Below are 17,449 nucleotides of genomic sequence, written 5' to 3' on the forward strand. Positions count from 1 at the left end.
TGGTTGTGTCGCGTATGAAATAAAGCTGTGTGGCTGGGTGGGAGAGCCGGGGGACCCGGCGGTCGAGTTCGATTACGCCGAGGCGTCGAACTCCTCGCCTGCGTCCTCGACGGCGTCGGCCATCCCGCTGACGCTCTCCTCGACGTTCTCGTGGGCGTCGAGGTAGGCGTCGAACGAGGAGTCGACGGCCTCGGCGTAGGTGTCGGCGACGCCGTCGTAGGCGGCTCCCGACTCCTCGACCATATCGGCCATCGCGGCGAGGGACTCGAGCTGGCTCTCGCTTGCGGTCTCGACGCCCTCCTCGACGACCGCCCGGAGCTCGTCGGTATCGACGGCGCCCTCGGGGAAGGCCGCTTCGAGGGCGTCGAAGTAGGCGCCGACGGCGCCGGTCGTGAGCTCGGCGTTTTGCTCGGTGAGCCGCTCGGAGGCGGCCAGCATCTCGCCGGCGGCGTCGAAGGAGGCCCGCTGGGCCTCGATCGTGTCGTGGGTCAGTTTCCGGCTCTGCTCGACGGCGGTGCGCTGGGCGTCGAAGACTGCGGTGAGTGGGTCGTTGGTCATGGTAGTAGGGTTGGATGTGGGTCGTATCGGGTCGTTACTGTTCTCCGTCCTCGTCGTCGCGCGAGCGCTTGACGGGGACGACGATGGTCTGGACGATATCTCCCTCCTCGATGTCGAGGGCCTCGCGTTCGGGTTCGGGAACGCTGATCCGGCCGCCGCTCTGGACGCGTGCCTTGAACGTCGCAGTCGAGGTCGACAGCGGGTTGGTCATCGGATTGACCCCCGAGCTCTCGGTCGGGGAACTCGCCTCGAGGAACTGCCGGAACAGCTCCTGTTGGGACTGGGCGACCTGCTCGCTCGCGTCCTGCATCTCCGCCATCTGCTCGGAGAACAGCGCAGGCAACCACGGCGGCTGGGAGTCGTCCGTCATCACTCCTACCGAACGGCCCCGAGACAATAAATGTTTCCGTCTGATACCATCTGATACCGTCTGATGGCGAGAAATGTCTGATTCGGGTTTCAACCCCCGATCGGGGCGTCTGGGGGTTCGATTGGGGACTACACCCGATCGAATCCGGCTGATCGCCCCCATCAAAGGAGTCATAACCGTCTCGTCCATATTCCGGAGGTATGAGCGGAAACGAGGCCGGCGAGAACGCGTTCGCGGCGATGACCGAGGCGTGGACGACGATGGCGAGTAGCTTCTTCCAGGGCGCGACCGCCGCGAACCGGGCGGCGGCCTCCGCGATGTTTCCTCCGGGGGCAAACGGGGACGGAGAGTCCGGGCTCGTAGGCACGAATGGCGACGACACGGTCGCCCCCTCGGTCGACTCCCTCTCGTACGAGCGCCTCGACTGGACGTTCGAGCGCACCGCCGACGACCCCGCTGACCTGGGGGTCGGCGACAGCGTCACCTTCGAGAAGAGCCTCGTCGACGAGGACGTCCGCGCGTTCGCGCGCGCCAGCGGCGACACGAACCGCCTCCATCTCGACGACGAGTTCGCCCGGACCACCCGTTTCGGCGGCCGGATCGTCCACGGCACCCTCGCCTCGGGGCTCATCAGCGCCGCCCTCGCACGCCTCCCCGGGTTGACGATCTACCTCTCTCAAGACCTTGAGTTCCGGGGGCCCGTCGGGGTCGGCGACCGGGTGTCGGCCCGCGTCGAGGTCGTCGAGGAGTTGGGCGACGGGAAGTTCCGCCTCGAGACGACGGTCGAAGACGAGAGCGCGGGCGAGACGGCGGTGGCGGGCGAGGCCGTCGTCCTGATCGACGACCTCCCCGGGGCCGGCGACTGACCCCGACCACCATGACGCGCTTCGGAACCGCGGGCATCCGCGGCCCCGCCGAGGAGACGGTGACGCCCGAACTCGCCCTCGCCGTCGGGCAGGCCGCCGGCGCACCCGGCGAGACGGTCGTCCTGGGGCGAGACGGCCGGGAGACCGGTCCCGCGCTGGCCGCGGCGATGGAGGCCGGCCTCGAGAGCGCGGGCAGTGACGTCCGACGGCTCGGCACCCTGCCGACGCCCGCGCTCGCGTTCGCTTCGCGGGGACGGCGGGGCGTGATGCTCACCGCGAGCCACAACCCGCCCGCCGACAACGGGATCAAACTGTTCGAGGACGGCGCCGAGTACGACCGCGCGGCCGAAGAGCGGATCGAGTCGCGCCTGGAATCTGGCCCCGGGACCGCGACCTGGGACGAGTGGGGTCGCGGGGAGCGAGTCGAGATCCTTCCGGACTATCGCCGGGGCGTCGCCGACTACGTCCACGACCGGTTCGGCGAGGATCCCCTCGAGGGGCTGTCGATCGCCGTCGACTGTGGCAACGGCGTCGGCGCGCTCGCGACCCCGCAGGTGCTCGACCGGCTGGGCGCGGAGGTGACCGCGCTCAACGCGACCGTCGACGGGAGCTTTCCCGCCAGGGACAGCAAACCGACCAGGGAGGCCCTGTCGGACTTTCGAGGGTTCCTCGCCGACGGCGACCGCGACCTCGGGCTCGCCCACGACGGCGACGCCGACCGGCTGGTCGTCTGCGATCCGGACGGGGAGGTCGTCGCCGAGGACACCGTCCTCGCGGTCCTGGCCCATCACTACGTCCGGAGATCGGCCGCCGCCGACCCGGTCGTCGTCACGACGCCGAACACCTCGAAACGGATCGACGAGCGCGTCGCGGAGGCGGGAGGTCGGGTCGAGCGGGTCCGGCTGGGCGCGCTCCACGAGGGGATCGCAGAGAGCGAGGCCACCCCGGTGTTCGCGGGCGAGCCCTGGAAACACGTCCACCTCCCCTTCGGCGGCTGGATCGACGCGGTCGTCGGAGCGGGCGTCGTGAGCGCCCTCGCCGCCGACGCCGGCGGGGTCGACGCGCTTCGTGCACCGGTCACAGAGCGCCCGATCCGCAAGGAGAGCGTCCGCTGTCCCGATCCCGCGAAGGGACCGGTCATGGCGCGTCTCGCCGAGGACCTCCCCGACGCGTTCCCGGGGGCCACCGTCGAGACGGGGTACGGCATCCGTCTGGAGTTTCCCGACAACGCCTGGCTTCTGGTCAGGACGAGCGGCACGGAGCCCGTCGTCCGGCTGTACGCCGAGAGCGAATCGATCGAGGAACTGCTGGCCGACGCCCGCGAGGTCGTCGAGCGCGTCGTCGAGGACGCCGGTTGACCGAACGTGTTGAAACGGTGGGGGGAAACCGGATCTTTTAACCCGATGACCCGAGATGGTCGGCTATCATGGCAACGGACAGGCGCGCGTTCTTGACCGGCGTCGGGACGATCGGAATCGCGACGACCGCGGGATGCGTCGGCGGGTTCGGCGAGGAGGGGAACGGAGAGGACGGTGGAAACGAGAGCCAGGGCGGCAGTGGAAACGAGAGCGGGAACGATAGCGACAACGGCGACGGGGGCGGGAGCGCCAACGTCGGGATGGTGTACGCCACCGGCGGGCTCGGCGACAACTCCTTCAACGACATGGCCCAGCAGGGGTTGCTCGACGCCGAAGAGGAGTTCGGCGTCTCCTACTCGGAGGCCGAACCGGAGTCCAACGGCGAGTTCGAGGGCGCCCAGCGGGACTTCGCGGAGGGCGACTACGACCTGGTGAGCTGTATCGGGTTCGCACAGGAGGAGGCCCTCACGAGCAACGCGAGCGAGTACGGGGACCAGAACTTCATGATCGTCGACGCCGAGGTCGACGCCGACAACGTCCGGAGCTACGTCTTCGGCGAACCCGAGGGCTCGTTCCAGGTGGGCCATCTCGCGGGGCTGCTCACGGACATGGAGTTCGAGGCCGGGGCGGGCTCGACGAACCCCGAGGAGTCGGTCGTCGGCTTCGTCGGCGGCGTCGAGTCGCCGCTGATCGAGTCGTTCCAGGCCGGCTTCGAGGCGGGAGTCGACCACGCCGACACCGGCGCCGAGGTCGTCTCGAGCTACGTCGGGGAGTTCAACGACACCGCCGGCGGCCAGGAGACCGCCCGCTCGATGTTCGAAGGCCAGGGTGCCGACATCGTCTACCACGCCGCGGGTGCGACCGGCGTCGGCGTCTTCCAGGCCGCCCAGGACCAGGGCCGGTTCGCGATCGGGGTCGACGCCGACCAGTCGGTCACCGAGTCGGACTACGCCGACGTCATCCTCGCGAGCATGGTCAAACGCGTCGACAGCGCGGTGTACACCGCGATCGAGTCGGTCGTCGACGACGCCTTCGCGGGCGGCGAGACCGAGGTCCTGGGACTCGAGCAGGACGGCGTCGAGGCGGTCTACGGCCAGGAGATCGGCGGCGAGATCCCCGACGAGGTCGTCGAGGCCGTCGACTCCTCCCGTCAGGCGATCATCGACGGCGAGATCGAGGTCCCCGACACGCTCGAGTAGCGCATGAGCGAGTCGGAGGGAGATACGGTAGCGGGACGGTCGGCAGGCGAGAGCGACCTCGCGGTCCATCTGGACGGGATCACCAAGCGGTTCTCGGACGTGGTCGCGAACGACGACGTCGATCTCCGCGTCGAGCGGGGGTCCGTCCACGCCCTGCTGGGCGAGAACGGCGCCGGAAAGACGACGCTGATGAACGTCCTCTACGGGCTCTACGAGCCCGACGAGGGCCGCGTCGTCGTCGATGGCCGGGAACGCGGGTTCGACCGGCCGCGCGACGCCATCGACGCCGGAATCGGGATGATTCACCAGCACTTCATGCTCGTGGACACGATGACCGTCGCGGAGAACGTCGCGCTCGGCAACGAGCCCCGCAAATGGTTCGGGCTCGCGGTCGACCGCGCGCGCATCGACCGCGAGATCCGCGACCTCTGTGACCGGTACGGCTTTTCCGTCGATCCAGACGCGCGGATCGGGGACGTGAGCGTCGGCGTCCGCCAGCGCGTCGAGATCATCAAGGCGCTCTATCGCGGCGCGGACGTGCTGATCCTGGACGAGCCGACGGCCGTGCTCACCCCCCAAGAGGTCGAGGACCTCTACGACGTCTTGGCGGAGCTGACCGCCCAGGGAAAGACGATCATCTTCATCACCCACAAGCTGGGCGAGGCGACTCACGCGGCCGACGCGATCACCGTCCTCCGGGACGGCGAGTCGGTCGGAACCGTAGACCCCGAGGGAACGAGCCGGGCGGAACTCGCCGAACTCATGGTCGGACGGGAGGTGTTGCTGGAGGCCGAGACGGAGCCCGTCGAGACCGGCGAGACGGTCCTCTCGGTCGCGGACCTCTCGGTGATCGACGACCGCGACGTTCCCGTCGTCTCGGGGATCGACCTCGACGTGCGGGCCGGCGAGGTCGTCGGGATCGCCGGCGTCGACGGCAACGGCCAGGCCGAACTGGTCGAGGCGGTCGCCGGCCTTCGCACGCCCGACGCGGGGACGGTTCGCTTTTCGGGTCGCGACGTCACCGACTGGTCGCGCCGGAAGCGCATCGAGTCGGGGATGGCCTACGTCCCCGAGGACCGTCAGGAGCGCGGACTCGTCATGCCCTTCGACCTCGTCGAGAACGCCGTCCTCGGGAGCCAGCGGGGCCCGGCGTTCGCGGGCGACGGTCGGATCGACTGGGCGGCGGTCCGCGATCACGCCGAGGACGTGGTCGGGACCTACGACGTCCGGCCCGCCACGACCGACTCCGAGGCGGCCGACCTCTCGGGGGGCAATCAACAGAAGTTCGTCGTCGGCCGGGAACTCGAGCGCGACCCCGACCTCCTCGTCGCGACCCACCCGACTCGCGGGGTCGACGTCGGCTCGACGGAGTTCGTCCACGACCGGCTGCTCGAACTTCGCCGCGAGGGGGTTGCGACCCTGCTGGTCTCCTCGAACTTGGAGGAGGTCCGGTCGCTCTCGGATCGGCTGGCGGTGATCTACGAGGGGGAGTTCGTCGACGTGGTCGATCCCGACGCCGTCACCGAGGAGGAACTCGGCCTGCTGATGGCCGGCGAGCACCCCGAGGGGACGACGGAGTCAGAGACCGAACCCCCGGTCGGGGGCGAGGGGGGTGACGAGCGATGAGGGATCGGATCGAGGGGCTGATCGGGCGTCTCGTCCGCGCGTCGATCGTCGAGCGGGTCGCCATCGCCGCCGCCGCCCTGGTCGCCGCGGTTGTCGTCGGCGGCGTCCTCGTCTTCGTCTCCGGGGGCTTTGCCTCGTGTGCGAGCGGGCTGGACCTGGCGGGCTGGACGTTCTGTTACAACCCGATGCAGGTCTACTACGAGCTGTTCCTCGGCGCGCTCGGCCATCCCCTCGAGGGCGGCTGGCACGTCCACAACTTCAGCCTCGCGACGACGCTCCGGGAGACGACGCTGCTCGCCTTCGCCGGGCTCTCTGTCGCCGTCGCCTTCCGAGCGGGGCTGTTCAACATCGGCACCCAGGGACAGCTCGTCGTCGGGGGCCTGCTGACGGCGGTGACCGTCCTCTTCGCCGCCCGGTTCGTCCCCGGCGGCGCCGTCGGAACCCTCGTACTCGTCCCTCTCGGCGTGCTGGCGGGCGCGGTCGGCGGCGGGTTCTACGGCGCGATCCCCGGCGCACTGAAGGCCTACGGCGGCGCAAACGAGGTGATCACGACGATCATGCTCAACTTCGTTGCGGTCGGAGTCACCTCGACGCTTTTGTCCTGGCGGTTTCAGGACCCCGAGAGCGCGAACCCCCAGACCCGCGCCGTCCCCGAGTACGCCGAGATCCCCACGATCCCCGTGATCGGCTACAGCCCCCGGCTGGACTTCTCGCTTCTCGCCCTCGGGTTCGCCGTTGCGTTGATGGTCGGACTCGCCTGGATGCTCGCCCGGACCTCCTTCGGCTACGAGCTCCGGGTCAGCGGGGTCCAGCCGGAGGCGGCCCGCTACGGCGGCGTCGCCGAGAAACGCATGACCGTCGCGAGCATGACCCTCTCGGGCGCCCTCGGGGGGATCGCCGGCGCGTTCTGGGTCCTGATGCAACACGGCCGCTGGCTCGAGAACGTCCCCTCGCTGGGGTTCGACGGGATCGCCGTCTCGATCCTCGCGGGGAACAATCCGCTGGGCGTCGGCGCAGCCGCCTTCCTCTTCGGCGTGCTCTCGAGCGGCGGCCGGTCGATCAACACCGCGACGGACGTTCCCCCCGAACTGGTCGGCGTCGTCTCGGGGCTGATCATCCTGTTCGTCGCGATGCCGGAGTTCTTCCGGATGATCGGTCGGCAGTTCCTCGACGTCGACGAGGAACCCGGCCGCGGAACCGGGGGTGGGGCCGATGAGTGACCTCCTCTCGCGTCGGAGCGCCGCCGTCGCCCTCGCGGTCCTCGCGGCGGTCACGATTGCGGCCGGGCTCGTCTTTCCCGACTCGTGGGTGGGGACCGTCCTCTCCGTGCTGGCCAGCCCGGGCACACACACCGCGATGCTCCGGCTCGCCGTCCCGATCGCGCTCGCGGCCATCGGAGGGATCTTCGCCGAGAAGAGCGGCGTCATCAACATCGGGCTCGAGGGTCTGCTGATCGTCTCCGCGTTCTCGGCGATCCTCGTCACCTTCCGGCTGGGTGCCGGCGAGTCGACCGCGTTGCTCTCGAACCACTGGTGGGGGTTCGCGGTCGGCGTGATCGTGAGCACGCTGTTCGCCCTGCTCTTTGCGGCCGTCTGCATCGAGTTCGAGGCCGACCAGATCATCGCCGGGCTGGCGGTCTGGCTGATCGCGCTCGGGCTCGCGCCGTTTGCCTCCCGGATCGTCTTCGACAGCCCGAACACCGGCAACGTCGGCACGTTCGATGCCGTCACCGTTCCCGTGCTCTCGGAGGTCCCCGTCCTGGGCTACCTGCTGTTCGACACCGGCCCGGACGTCTACGTGATGCTCATCGCGGCGGTCGCGGGCTGGTACCTGCTGGCCAGGACCCGCTTCGGACGCTGGGTCGAGGCCAGCGGCGAGAACCCGAAGGCCCTCGATACGGCGGGCGTCGACGTCCGGAAGGTCCGCTACGCCGCCGTCTTGCTCTCGGGGATCTTCGCCGGCCTCGGCGGCGCCGGCTTCGCGCTCGGCCAGCTTGGCACCTTTGCGGGCGGCGGCGAGACCGACATCGGGGGCCGGGGCTTTATCGCCATCGCGACCTACCTCTTTGCGAACTACCATCCCATCGGCGCGCTCGCCGGCTCCTTTCTCTTTGCGGGCCTGGATGCCGTCCAGATCCGGCTGCAGACCTACGGCTACGCCGTCCCGACCGAGCTCATCCGGACGATCCCCTACGTTACCGTGATCGCCGTCCTCGTCCTCTTCGGGAAGACGCGGCTCCCGGAGGCGGCCGGCGAGCCCTACGATCCCGACGAGGACTGATACGGTCGGAGACGAGTCAGTGCACCGTCGATCGCAATGCGGTGTGCGATCAAACGGTAAATCGTCGTCTCCGACGGTATGACGAACCGATGCACCGATGGGCCTGGGGATCGACCTCCGCCCATGACCGATCGCCAGGACCTGATCGAGGCCGCCCGCGAGATCCAGACCGAAGCCCACGTCCCCTACTCGGAGTACCGCGTCGGCGCCGCCATAGAGACGACCGATGGCGAGGTATACACGGGCTGTAACATCGAGAACGCCAACTACAGCAACAGCTTGCACGCCGAGGAGGTCGCCGTCGGGAAGGCGATCGCCGACGGAAATCGCGACTTCTCCCGGATCGCCGTCAGCTCCTCGCGCCGGGACGGCGTCACCCCCTGTGGGATGTGTCGCCAGACGCTCGCGGAGTTCTGTGGCGAGGAGTTTCCGGTGTTCTGTGACGCGGACGGCGAGGTCGAGGCGTACACCCTCGGCGAGCTCCTCCCGGCGGCGATCAGCGAGGAGACCTTGGAGTAGCGACGACCGCGAGCGACCGCCACACCTATCCCCCGTTCCCCGAAACGAGGGCCATGCTCGAGCGCCTCCGGAAGCGGGTCCGCGGCAACGGCGAGCCGGTCGTCGGCCTCTTCGTCGACGGGCCGAACGTCCTCCGCGAGGAGTTCGACGTCGATCTCGACGACGTCCGCGAGGCCGGACGCGGGCTGGGACGGCTCGGCGTCTGCCGGCTCTATCTGAACGAACACGCGACTCCGGGACTGATTCAGGCCGCCGAGGCCAGGGGGTTCGAGGTCGTCGTCACCAGCGGCGACGTCGACGTCCGCCTCGCGGTCGACGCGACCGCCCTCGCCGACGCTATCGACGTCCTCGCGGTCGTCTCACGGGATACGGACTTCAAACCAGTCGTCGAGCACGCCGGCCGGAACGGGCTCCGGACGGTCGCGATCGCCCCCGGGACCTATGGAGGGTCGGACGCGCTCCCGAACGCCGCCGACGAGTCGATGAGCCTCGAGGACTAGATCCCCTTCTCGGTGATCTCTAAGTCGTAGGTGCCGCTGCCCGACCAGGCGTCAACCATCACGTACAGCGGTTCCTGGCTGGGGTCGTCGACGACGATCTCCTCGTCGCTACCCCAGTTGTACGACCGGTGGTCGTAGCTCGCGGTCGTCGGACAGCCCCCGCCCTCGTTGGCGTAGAGGTCGAAGGTCGCGTCCGAGGGCCCCTGGAGGTCGACGACGACCTGGCAGGTGTCCGCGAGCTCCCACTCGTAGGACCAGCAGTCGGAGCCGCCACTCGAGAGCGACTGATCGGAGATGGCGGTCGTCGTTCGGGCGTCACCACAGGTGCCCCCTCCCCCGCCGCCTCCGCCGCCACCGCCGTCGCCGGGTTCGGTGCCGACCGCGGCCTCGGCGTCGACGCGACCCGAACCCTGTTCGTCGGCCGAGAGGCCGACGTCCTCGGCGGTGTTCTTCAGGTGCATCCGGGTGTCGGCGGTGTCCGTTCCCCACTGCGAGATCGCGAGTCCGGCGACGCCGGCGACGACCGGCGAGGCCATCGAGGTCCCCGAGAGCTGGTCGTAGTCGTCCCAGGGTATCGTCGAGAGCACGTTACTGCCGGGCGCACAGAGTTCGATCTCCTCGCCGACGTTCGAGTAGGCCGCGAGCGAGCCGTCGGGGTCGAGCGCCGAGACGGCCAGACACTCGTCGTAGGCCGCGGGGTAGGAGACGCTCGCCCCGTAGTCGTTGCCCGCGGCGGCGACGACGAGCGAGCCCTGGTTCTGGGCGTAGGAGACGGCGTTTTGCATGGTGGTCGTCGAACCGCCGCCACCCAGCGAGAGGTTGATGACGTCGGCACCCTGGTCGGCCGACCACGTGATCGCGTCGGCGATGTCCGACAGCGAGCCGCCGCCGCTCTCGTCCAACGCGCGCGCCGAGAGCAGCGAGCAATCGCTGATCCCGGCGTGGCCGGTCCCGTTGTCGGTGCCGCCCGCGGCGATCCCGCCGACGTGGGTGCCGTGGTTCTCGTCTTGCTGGACGGGATAGGGGTCGGCGTCGTCGTCCGCGAAGTCCCGACCGTAGTTCGAGACGCTGCCGTCCACGTTCCCCTCGAGGTCGGCGTGGTCGTACTGGATCCCCTGGTCGACCACCGATATCGTCACGTCGGAATCGCCCAGGGTGGCGTCCCAGGCGCCCTCACAGCCCACCATCTCCGGGGCGTACTGGTCGCCGTAGCGGGGATCGTTCGGGGTGAAAAGCGCCTCGAACGTGACGTTCGGTTCGGCGTACCGGACGTGCTCTTTCCGGGTGATCGTGTCGACGAAGTTCTCGCGTGCGCGGTCGGGGGTGTGGCTCGGGAACTTCACAGCGACGTAGCCGATCCGGTTGTTCGAGCCGACGACCTTCGCTCTCCCGGGAACGTGACGACGGACCGATCCCTCGAGGTCCGAGACCGCGCCCTTGGCGACGCCGACGAGGATCTCGTCTTTCTTCGGTCCCGCTCCCCGCCCGGGATTCGCGACGGTGAGCCCCGAGAACAGCCCGCCAGCGCCGGCGGCGCCGAGGAGTTTCAGCGCGGTTCGCCTGTCGACTGCCGGAGTGTCATAGTCTGGCATGACGTACCGTCCCGAAGTAGTTACCAACGGAAATTACTTTCGGTATTCGGAGAGTGTACGACGGGGTGGTAGGTCGCGTGCCACTGTCGGTGCCGTCGCCCGTCTGCGTGTCCGGCACGAACCGCCGGACTTCTATCGCTCCGATCCGAACGTCCGGCGATGACCGACCCCGATACGCCCGTTCTGGACAACCACCTCCACCTCAACCCCGACAACGGGCGGGGGCTCGCCGCCGTCGACGACTTTCGGCGGCTGGGCGGGACCCACCTGATCGTGGTGAACAAACCGTCCTGGCATCTGGGCCAGGACGTCGAGGGAGGCGAGGAGTTCCGGCCCGTCTTCGATCGCACCCTCGATGTCGTCGCGGAAGCCGCCGACCGGCTCCCGGGAACCGCGTGGCCCGTCCTGGGCGTCCATCCCGGACTCGTGACCCGGCTGGTCGACGACCGGGGGCTCTCCCCCGAGCGCGCGGGCGACCTCATGATCGAGGGTCTCGAGCTCGCGGCCGACTACGTCGCGGAGGGGGAGGCTCTCGGGTTGAAGTCCGGGCGACCCCACTACGACGTTCCGGAGGCAGTGTGGGAGGCGTCCAACCGGGTCATGCGCCGGGCGTTCTCCCTCGGCGCTGACCTCGACTGTGCCGTCCAGCTCCACACTGAGGAAAGCGAGGACCTCACCGTGGTCGCGGGCTGGGCCGAAGAGGCGGGGCTTCCGGCCCACCGCGTCGTCAAACACTACGCCAGCGGCCGTCTGGCGGGCCCGACCCCGAGCGTCATGTCCGAAAAGGATTGGCTCCGGGAGGCCGCCGAGCGCGGCGACCCCTTCCTGATGGAGACCGACTTCGTCGACGACCCCGACCGGCCCGGCGCGGTGCTCGGGCCAAAAACGGTCCCTCGACGGGTCGACTGGCTCGAGGCGGAGGGGCACGCCGAGGCGATCCGGACTGCCCACGTCGAGACACCTCGACTGGTGTACGGGGTCGACACCGAGGCCACCCTCGATCCGGGGGGTGAGAACGGATGACCCGGCCCGATCGGTTGCATGGGTATTTTTATAGCCACCTTCCCTCTTGCGGACCAACAACTCTCCGTCACGTATGAGTCCCCCACAGTACACGCTCGCCTTCAAACCCGCAATCGGCCTCTACGGGCAACACGACCCGAGTTCCGTCCTCTTCGAGGATGGGGTCCCCGTTTTCGGGATCGAGGAGGAGCGCCTGACGCGTCAGAAACACGCCGTCGAGACGTTCCCCCGGCTGGCGATCGAGGCCTGCCTCGACTACCGCGCGCTCGAGCTCTCCGAGGTCGACCGCGTCCTTCTTCCCTACGACCCGAGCCTCCGTTCGCGCATCCGCTCGCACTATCTCGGCGACGCGCTCCGGGCGCCCGGGATCGCCCGGAAGATCTCCGCTCTGGAACGGACCCTGGTCGCCGAGATCCGGGGGAACTTCCTGCCGACCCGGGAGATCGAGACCAAACTCGCAGAGATCGGTACCCCGGTCCCCGAGGTCGAAACGCGCTCCCATCACCTCTGTCACGCCGCAAGTGCCTTTCACCCCTCCGGCTTTTCGGAGGCCGCGGTGTTGACGATCGACGCGAAAGGCGAGTACGACTCGACGGTCGTCTGGCACGGCTCCGATCGGGGCCTGAAACGGCTGCGAACGTACGACCACCCCAACAGCCTCGGACTGTTCTTCGCGATCGTCACCGAGTTCCTGGGCTACCGGATGTTCAACGGCGAGGGGAAGGTGATGGGACTGGCCCCCTACGGCCGGGAGAACCCCGGGATCGAGCGCGCGCTCCGAGGGCTGGTCGACCTCGGGGTCGATTACGACGTGACGCCGCTGACCCGGCGCTGGGGGACGGGCTACGGCGTCAACGTCCTGGAGGATATTTTCGACCGGTCGCGGACCGAGACCCCCGGCGAGTTCGACCAGTGGGAGAAGGATCTCGCGTACACCGCCCAGAAGCTCTTGGAGGAGACGGTCGTCGAGATCGCCGAGGACGCCGTCTCGAAGACGGGTGCCTCGAACGTGGCGCTCTCGGGCGGGGTCGCCCTGAACTGCAAGCTCAACAAGCGGATCCGGGAGTCCCCCGCCGTCGAGTCGACGTTCGTCCAGCCCGTCGCCAACGACGCGGGCCTCGCGCTGGGTGCCGGCTGGGTCGACCAACACCCCTCGGAGGTCGAGCGCCAGTCGACGGTCTACCTCGGTCCCGCCTACGACGACGACCAGATCGAACGACGCCTCCGGACCAACAAGATCCCCTACGCCACCCCCGACGACGTAGAGGGCTACGTCGCCTCCCGGCTCGCCGAGGGCGCGCTGGTTGGCTGGTTCCAGGGCCGGATGGAGATGGGTCCCCGGGCCCTGGGCGCCAGAAGCATCCTCGCCGACCCCCGTTCGATCGAGTCCAGGGATCGGGTCAACGAGTTCGTCAAACACCGCGAGGAGTGGCGTCCGTTCGCCCCCTCGATGAAAGAGGAGGCCGCCCCAGACTACCTCGTCGATGGTGCGCCCTCCCCTTTCATGATCGACACGTTCGACGTCCGCCCGGAGAAAGTAGAGGACCTCGCCGCGGTCGTCCACCCCGCCGACGACACGACCCGGCCCCAGACCGTCCGGGAGGACCAGCATCCCCGCTACTACCGACTGCTCTCCGCGTTCGAGGAGATCACCGGGGTACCGGTCGTGCTCAACACCTCGTTCAACGACCACGGCGAGCCGATCGTCAACACGCCCACCGAGGCGATCAAGGACTTCTACGGGATGGGCCTGGACGCCCTCGTCCTCGGCGACTACGTCCTCGAGAAGGACCCCGCCCGGTTCGACTCGATGGAGGAGTTGGCCGACTCCGCGACCGTGCCCGACGTCGCGCAGTCGGCTTCGGAGGGTCGATCCCCCGTCATCTCGGGGTCCTGAGCTCCCCGGAGCGGACGCCGGGAAACTCGCAGTTCGATGGCGCTGTGGAGACCGCCCGAACCGTTCGGGAGTGAGAGACGGCCACACCCCGGCGACGGGAGTTCGCCGCGGCAAGCGGGACGTCCCGTTGCTGGTTCTGGGACGTTTATAACCCTCCGTGCGAACACCGACACGATGGAGGCCGTTCTGTGGTACGTGCTCACGGGGACGCGGGGCGGGCCCAACCGCCTCCGGATCCTCGATGCGCTCGACGCGAAGCCACGGAACGCGAACCAGCTCGCCGAGGCCCTCGAGCTCGATTACAAGACGGTCCGCCACCACCTGGACGTGCTCGTCGAGAACGGGATCCTGCGGACGAGCGGCGACGACTACGGCGCCGTCTACCTCCCGACCGAGCGGGCGAACCACAACTGGGACACCGTCGAGGAGATCATGGAGTCAATGGACGAACTATGAACGGATTTGGGACAGCGTATATCCCCACGGGATTGCAAGGAGGGGTTGGATGTCGATCTGGATAGACGCGGCACGGCTCTCGACGGCCGTCAACGTCCTCATCCTCCTCGCGCTGAGTTACATCTGGGCGCGAAACTACCTCCGGATCCGCTCGAAACACGTCATGGGGCTGCTGATCTTCGCGCTCCTCCTGCTCGCCGAGAACGCCCTCGCGTTCTACTACTACCTCATCCATGAGGACCTCTCTGCCTGGTTCGCCACCGGCGTCCCGGTCATCGCCTGGCGCGCGATGTTGATCCTCCACGTCCTCGAGACGGCCGCGCTCGCCTTCCTGCTGTGGGTCACCTGGGAGTAATCACGGACGTCTCGATCCCCCGTTCGTCTCTCGCCGTCGATGGTGCGTGTAGGGAGGGTTCGCCCGTTGTGGGCCCAAATTGGGTGAGAGTTCGGTAAATCTTCATACGTGTTTCGGGGGTCCGTTCTGATGCGCTTCGAGCGCACCACCATGACCGACGAGAGATCCACGGACGACGACACAGCACAGTCACGGTTCAACAGCTCCTCGCGGCGGCGCTTCCTCGGCACGTCGGCGCTGCTCGGCGCGGGCGCACTCGCCGCGACGGCGCCGGCATCGGCGACCACCCTGACCTCCATGGACGGCCACGACGGAAGCGAGGGGACCGACGACGGCCCCTCCGACGCCGACATCCTGAACTTCGCGCGAACGCTCGAGTTCCTCGAGGCCCGCTTCTACCGGGAGGGCCTCGATACGATCGGCGAGCACGACCTCCACTGTTCGGAGCCCCTCCGGATGATCGGCGGCCCGATCCAGGACGACGCCTACGGGGAGCTCCGGGTCATCCAGGCCCACGAGGAGGCCCACGTCGAGGCCCTCGGGGACGCGATCGAGGGACTGGGCGGCGAGCCGGTCGCCGAACCCGAGTTCGACTTCGGGACGGCGACCGAGGACCCCGTGGAGTTCCTCGCGACCGCCGCGACCCTCGAGACCACCGGCGTCGCCGCCTACGCCGGCGCGGCCCCGCTGATCGAGAACGCCGAGTTGATCCCCTCCGCGCTGGGCATCCACAGCGTCGAGGCCCGCCACAGCTCGTTCCTGAACGTGCTCAACGGCGAGAGCGGGTTCCCCGAGGCCGTCGACCAGCCGCTGACGATGGACGAGGTCCTCGAACGCGCCGGTCCCTTCATCGTCGAATAACCCTCGTCGAGCCGTTTTCACCCCCGCTGGCGCCCTGCCCGGTTCGAGCGGTCCCGTTCTCTAGCTGCCGTGGCACCCCTCAATCATGCACCGAGGACGATCCCCGAGACGCCGAGGAAGACGAGCATCCCGCAGACGTCGACGACGTTCGTGACGATCGGGATCGTGGTGTCGTCGGGGTCGATCCCGAGGCGGTAGGAGGCGTAGGTCGTCGCCAGACTGAAGACGATGGCGATGACGGCGACCGACATCCCGCTGGCGAGCGAGATGACGAGCAGGGTCGGGAGGGGCAGTCCGAAGCCGAAGGCGGCGCCGACGGCGTAGGCGCCGACCGCCAGCGCCGTAAAGACCGTCGCCGCGAGCGCGAGGATCGCACCGACGTTGGCCCACAGAACCCGGTCGGTGGGAGAGATCTCGGTCGTCCCCAGGTGAAAGCGGGTCGTGAGTCGCGCCGAGAGGATCGCCCCCAGGTTGCCCCCCGTCCCGATCATCGTCGGCACCATCACCGCGAGGATGCCGTACTCCGCGAGTAGCGCCTCGGCGTCCTCCAGGGTGATCCCCGCGGCGAGGACGACGGTCGAGAGCACGACGAGCAACGGGAACATGGTTCGGACGATGTGTCGGGCGTCCCAGCTTCCCAGCGCCCCCTTCGGGACGGCCATCAGGCGATCACCTCGACGATCAGGACCGACAACAGCAGGAAGACCATCCCGAACACGTCACCCAGGGTGGTGACGATCGGCCCCACGAGGTTGTCGGGGTCGTAGCCGCGTTCGTAGCCCACGAAGATCAGCGCCAGGAGTCCGCCGATCAGCACGACCGAGGTCAATACCCCCGAGAGAAGCATGATGGCGACGAACTCGGCGAGGGCCGCCGACTCCCAGCCCAGTACGAAGAGCGCGATCCGGGTGAGCACGGCGATGACGACCGAGATCCCGACGGCGTTGACGAAGGAGGCGACGACCGCGTTGACCAGCCGCTCGTCCCAGGCGAACCGCGGCTCGATCAGGCCCTGGTGGAGTCCGCTGGAGATCCGTCCGCCGAGGGCGCCGTAGACGTTCCCCCTGGTGGCCAGGAAGACGGGCACCATCACGAGGAGTCCGGGAAACCGCGCGACGCTCTCGACGACTTCCTCTAGGACCACGCCCGAGAAGAGCCCGCCACAGAGCGCGACCAGCAGGACCGGGAGCGCCTCGCGGTAGATCGACCAGAGCTCCGTCCGGGCGTCCATACCGCTTGCTTCCCGACTCCGGTGTTAAATCTGGCGGGACCCCTGCGGAGAACGGGTACGGGGAGCAGTCTCAGATCGGGCCCGACCCCGGGCTCTCGCGGTAGGAGCCGAGCAGTTCCTCCAGGATGATACACTCCTGGTCGGTCGGGTCGTAGTGGGTATCGATGAAGCGCTCGGCGGCCTCGTAGTCGCTCCGGAGGCCGTGTTTCCGGACGGTAATGACGGCGTCGAGAAAGAAGGTGCCGCCGTCGGTACCGAACGCGACTTCGGGGTCGGCGCTGTCGATGTCGAGTTCGGACTTGATCTCGTCGTAGTTGAACGTCTCGGGCTCGTGATCGGAATCGATGAGGGTCAGGACGTACTCCGCGGAGAACCGGTAGAACTCCGACTTGCTCTCGAACATACCGTCTTCGACGAGGCCGTCGATCCGGTCGACGACCGCGTCGGGATATCTGACGGTATCCTTCGCCATACCCTCACTATCTCGGGCCGAGATAATGATTGTTTCGGCATCTCGTCGCGGGGAGAAACGTCTGACGTACGGTTCGTGACGGAGTCGGGTCCGTCGGCGGATCCCGTTCTCGGCGGCGACCCATCGGAGAGACGAACATCGGATCACTCACCGGTTTCGCCACAACAGTGCGCCGGCCGGGATTTGAACCCGGGCCATGAGCTTGGAAGGCTCAGGTCCTACCACTAGACCACCGGCGCGCGCCGTCGCGGTCGCCCGCCACGGAACAGCCATCCCTTTTCGTCGT

The 17,449-nt window shown here is 68.4% G+C and carries 19 protein-coding genes and 1 tRNA gene; 13 read left to right on the plus strand and 7 right to left on the minus strand.

Going from position 1 to position 17,449, the window contains the following annotated elements; all coding sequences use genetic code 11:
* Positions 1 to 72: 72 nt before the first annotated feature.
* Positions 73 to 558 carry a hypothetical protein gene (locus tag LCF40_RS13000; protein WP_114577619.1) on the minus strand — a complete coding sequence of 162 codons (486 nt, stop codon included), beginning with the start codon at positions 556 to 558 and terminating at the stop codon, positions 73 to 75.
* 34 nt (positions 559 to 592) lie between these two features.
* Positions 593 to 928: an AbrB/MazE/SpoVT family DNA-binding domain-containing protein gene (locus tag LCF40_RS13005; RefSeq protein WP_114577620.1), complete on the minus strand. Its 336-nt coding sequence runs from the start codon at positions 926 to 928 to the stop codon at positions 593 to 595.
* A 200-nt stretch (positions 929 to 1,128) separates the two neighbouring features.
* On the opposite strand from LCF40_RS13005, the gene LCF40_RS13010 reads away from it, so the two are divergent.
* From LCF40_RS13010 to LCF40_RS13045, 8 genes are all read left to right on the plus strand, one after another.
* Positions 1,129 to 1,794, plus strand: a complete 666-nt coding sequence (locus LCF40_RS13010; protein WP_114577621.1) for a MaoC family dehydratase — start codon at positions 1,129 to 1,131, stop codon at positions 1,792 to 1,794.
* 11 nt (positions 1,795 to 1,805) lie between these two features.
* Entirely contained in the window at positions 1,806 to 3,152 is a 1,347-nt protein-coding gene (locus tag LCF40_RS13015) for a phosphohexomutase domain-containing protein (protein ID WP_224828761.1), read from the plus strand.
* A 68-nt stretch (positions 3,153 to 3,220) separates the two neighbouring features.
* Positions 3,221 to 4,351: a BMP family lipoprotein gene (locus tag LCF40_RS13020; protein WP_114577623.1), complete on the plus strand. Its 1,131-nt coding sequence runs from the start codon at positions 3,221 to 3,223 to the stop codon at positions 4,349 to 4,351.
* A gap of 3 nt (positions 4,352 to 4,354) precedes the next feature.
* Positions 4,355 to 5,977, plus strand: coding sequence for an ABC transporter ATP-binding protein (locus tag LCF40_RS13025; RefSeq protein WP_224828762.1), 1,623 nt, complete (start codon positions 4,355 to 4,357; stop codon positions 5,975 to 5,977).
* Entirely contained in the window at positions 5,974 to 7,197 is a 1,224-nt protein-coding gene (locus tag LCF40_RS13030; protein ID WP_224828763.1) for an ABC transporter permease, read from the plus strand. The genes LCF40_RS13025 and LCF40_RS13030 overlap by 4 nt, the downstream gene beginning before the upstream one ends.
* A complete protein-coding gene (locus tag LCF40_RS13035; protein ID WP_224828764.1) occupies positions 7,190 to 8,257 on the plus strand; it encodes an ABC transporter permease in 1,068 nt (355 codons plus the stop codon). Before LCF40_RS13030 ends, LCF40_RS13035 begins: the two co-directional genes overlap by 8 nt.
* Positions 8,258 to 8,380: 123 nt before the next feature.
* On the plus strand, positions 8,381 to 8,776 hold the full coding sequence (cdd, locus tag LCF40_RS13040) for a cytidine deaminase (RefSeq protein WP_224828765.1): 396 nt from the start codon (positions 8,381 to 8,383) through the stop codon (positions 8,774 to 8,776).
* Between the two features lie 53 nt (positions 8,777 to 8,829).
* On the plus strand, positions 8,830 to 9,276 hold the full coding sequence (locus LCF40_RS13045) for an NYN domain-containing protein (RefSeq protein ID WP_224828766.1): 447 nt from the start codon (positions 8,830 to 8,832) through the stop codon (positions 9,274 to 9,276).
* Here the strand turns inward: LCF40_RS13045 and LCF40_RS13050 are convergent.
* Positions 9,273 to 10,868: a S8 family peptidase gene (locus tag LCF40_RS13050; RefSeq protein ID WP_224828767.1), complete on the minus strand. Its 1,596-nt coding sequence runs from the start codon at positions 10,866 to 10,868 to the stop codon at positions 9,273 to 9,275. The genes LCF40_RS13045 and LCF40_RS13050 overlap by 4 nt on opposite strands.
* Before the next feature lie 159 nt (positions 10,869 to 11,027).
* Here LCF40_RS13050 and LCF40_RS13055 point away from each other — a divergent pair, with 159 nt between their 5' ends.
* From LCF40_RS13055 to LCF40_RS13075, 5 genes are all read left to right on the plus strand, one after another.
* A complete protein-coding gene (locus tag LCF40_RS13055) occupies positions 11,028 to 11,891 on the plus strand; it encodes a TatD family hydrolase (protein ID WP_224828768.1) in 864 nt (287 codons plus the stop codon).
* Positions 11,892 to 11,964: 73 nt separating this feature from the next.
* The gene (locus LCF40_RS13060) at positions 11,965 to 13,788 is read left to right on the plus strand and encodes a carbamoyltransferase family protein (RefSeq protein WP_224828769.1); all 1,824 of its coding nucleotides are present in this window, start codon (positions 11,965 to 11,967) and stop codon (positions 13,786 to 13,788) included.
* A gap of 174 nt (positions 13,789 to 13,962) precedes the next feature.
* A complete protein-coding gene (locus LCF40_RS13065; protein ID WP_114577632.1) occupies positions 13,963 to 14,244 on the plus strand; it encodes an ArsR/SmtB family transcription factor in 282 nt (93 codons plus the stop codon).
* Between the two features lie 49 nt (positions 14,245 to 14,293).
* Entirely contained in the window at positions 14,294 to 14,599 is a 306-nt protein-coding gene (locus LCF40_RS13070; RefSeq protein WP_114577633.1) for a DUF8036 family membrane protein, read from the plus strand.
* Between the two features lie 129 nt (positions 14,600 to 14,728).
* Positions 14,729 to 15,460, plus strand: coding sequence for a ferritin-like domain-containing protein (locus LCF40_RS13075; protein ID WP_224828770.1), 732 nt, complete (start codon positions 14,729 to 14,731; stop codon positions 15,458 to 15,460).
* 83 nt (positions 15,461 to 15,543) lie between these two features.
* On the opposite strand, the gene LCF40_RS13080 is transcribed toward LCF40_RS13075, so the two are convergent.
* The 4 genes from LCF40_RS13080 to LCF40_RS13095 form a co-directional block, all read right to left on the minus strand.
* Positions 15,544 to 16,122, minus strand: coding sequence for a magnesium transporter (locus tag LCF40_RS13080; RefSeq protein ID WP_114577634.1), 579 nt, complete (start codon positions 16,120 to 16,122; stop codon positions 15,544 to 15,546).
* Positions 16,122 to 16,691, minus strand: coding sequence for a magnesium transporter (locus LCF40_RS13085; protein ID WP_114577635.1), 570 nt, complete (start codon positions 16,689 to 16,691; stop codon positions 16,122 to 16,124). Before LCF40_RS13085 ends, LCF40_RS13080 begins: the two co-directional genes overlap by 1 nt.
* A 70-nt stretch (positions 16,692 to 16,761) precedes the next feature.
* A complete protein-coding gene (locus LCF40_RS13090; protein ID WP_114577636.1) occupies positions 16,762 to 17,163 on the minus strand; it encodes a CopG family transcriptional regulator in 402 nt (133 codons plus the stop codon).
* A gap of 168 nt (positions 17,164 to 17,331) precedes the next feature.
* Positions 17,332 to 17,402 (minus strand) — tRNA-Gly (locus LCF40_RS13095).
* Positions 17,403 to 17,449 lie beyond the last annotated feature (47 nt).

The sequence above is a fragment of the Saliphagus infecundisoli genome, from assembly GCF_020177375.1.
In the GTDB taxonomy this organism is placed as follows: domain Archaea; phylum Halobacteriota; class Halobacteria; order Halobacteriales; family Natrialbaceae; genus Saliphagus; species Saliphagus infecundisoli.

Bases quoted from the DNA above. Each gene is read 5' to 3' on its own strand.
- LCF40_RS13050 (WP_224828767.1), bottom strand. From the start codon at position 10,868: ATGCCAGACTATGACACTCCGGCAGTCGACAGGCGAACCGCGCTGAAA.
- LCF40_RS13065 (WP_114577632.1), top strand. From the start codon at position 13,963: ATGGAGGCCGTTCTGTGGTACGTGCTCACGGGGACGCGGGGCGGGCCC.
- LCF40_RS13075 (WP_224828770.1), top strand. From the start codon at position 14,729: ATGCGCTTCGAGCGCACCACCATGACCGACGAGAGATCCACGGACGAC.
- LCF40_RS13020 (WP_114577623.1), top strand. From the start codon at position 3,221: ATGGCAACGGACAGGCGCGCGTTCTTGACCGGCGTCGGGACGATCGGA.
- LCF40_RS13025 (WP_224828762.1), top strand. From the start codon at position 4,355: ATGAGCGAGTCGGAGGGAGATACGGTAGCGGGACGGTCGGCAGGCGAG.
- LCF40_RS13060 (WP_224828769.1), top strand. From the start codon at position 11,965: ATGAGTCCCCCACAGTACACGCTCGCCTTCAAACCCGCAATCGGCCTC.
- LCF40_RS13070 (WP_114577633.1), top strand. From the start codon at position 14,294: ATGTCGATCTGGATAGACGCGGCACGGCTCTCGACGGCCGTCAACGTC.
- LCF40_RS13010 (WP_114577621.1), top strand. From the start codon at position 1,129: ATGAGCGGAAACGAGGCCGGCGAGAACGCGTTCGCGGCGATGACCGAG.
- LCF40_RS13015 (WP_224828761.1), top strand. From the start codon at position 1,806: ATGACGCGCTTCGGAACCGCGGGCATCCGCGGCCCCGCCGAGGAGACG.
- LCF40_RS13045 (WP_224828766.1), top strand. From the start codon at position 8,830: ATGCTCGAGCGCCTCCGGAAGCGGGTCCGCGGCAACGGCGAGCCGGTC.
- LCF40_RS13085 (WP_114577635.1), bottom strand. From the start codon at position 16,691: ATGGACGCCCGGACGGAGCTCTGGTCGATCTACCGCGAGGCGCTCCCG.
- LCF40_RS13005 (WP_114577620.1), bottom strand. From the start codon at position 928: ATGACGGACGACTCCCAGCCGCCGTGGTTGCCTGCGCTGTTCTCCGAG.
- LCF40_RS13000 (WP_114577619.1), bottom strand. From the start codon at position 558: ATGACCAACGACCCACTCACCGCAGTCTTCGACGCCCAGCGCACCGCC.
- LCF40_RS13090 (WP_114577636.1), bottom strand. From the start codon at position 17,163: ATGGCGAAGGATACCGTCAGATATCCCGACGCGGTCGTCGACCGGATC.
- LCF40_RS13035 (WP_224828764.1), top strand. From the start codon at position 7,190: ATGAGTGACCTCCTCTCGCGTCGGAGCGCCGCCGTCGCCCTCGCGGTC.
- LCF40_RS13055 (WP_224828768.1), top strand. From the start codon at position 11,028: ATGACCGACCCCGATACGCCCGTTCTGGACAACCACCTCCACCTCAAC.
- LCF40_RS13080 (WP_114577634.1), bottom strand. From the start codon at position 16,122: ATGGCCGTCCCGAAGGGGGCGCTGGGAAGCTGGGACGCCCGACACATC.
- cdd (WP_224828765.1), top strand. From the start codon at position 8,381: ATGACCGATCGCCAGGACCTGATCGAGGCCGCCCGCGAGATCCAGACC.
- LCF40_RS13030 (WP_224828763.1), top strand. From the start codon at position 5,974: ATGAGGGATCGGATCGAGGGGCTGATCGGGCGTCTCGTCCGCGCGTCG.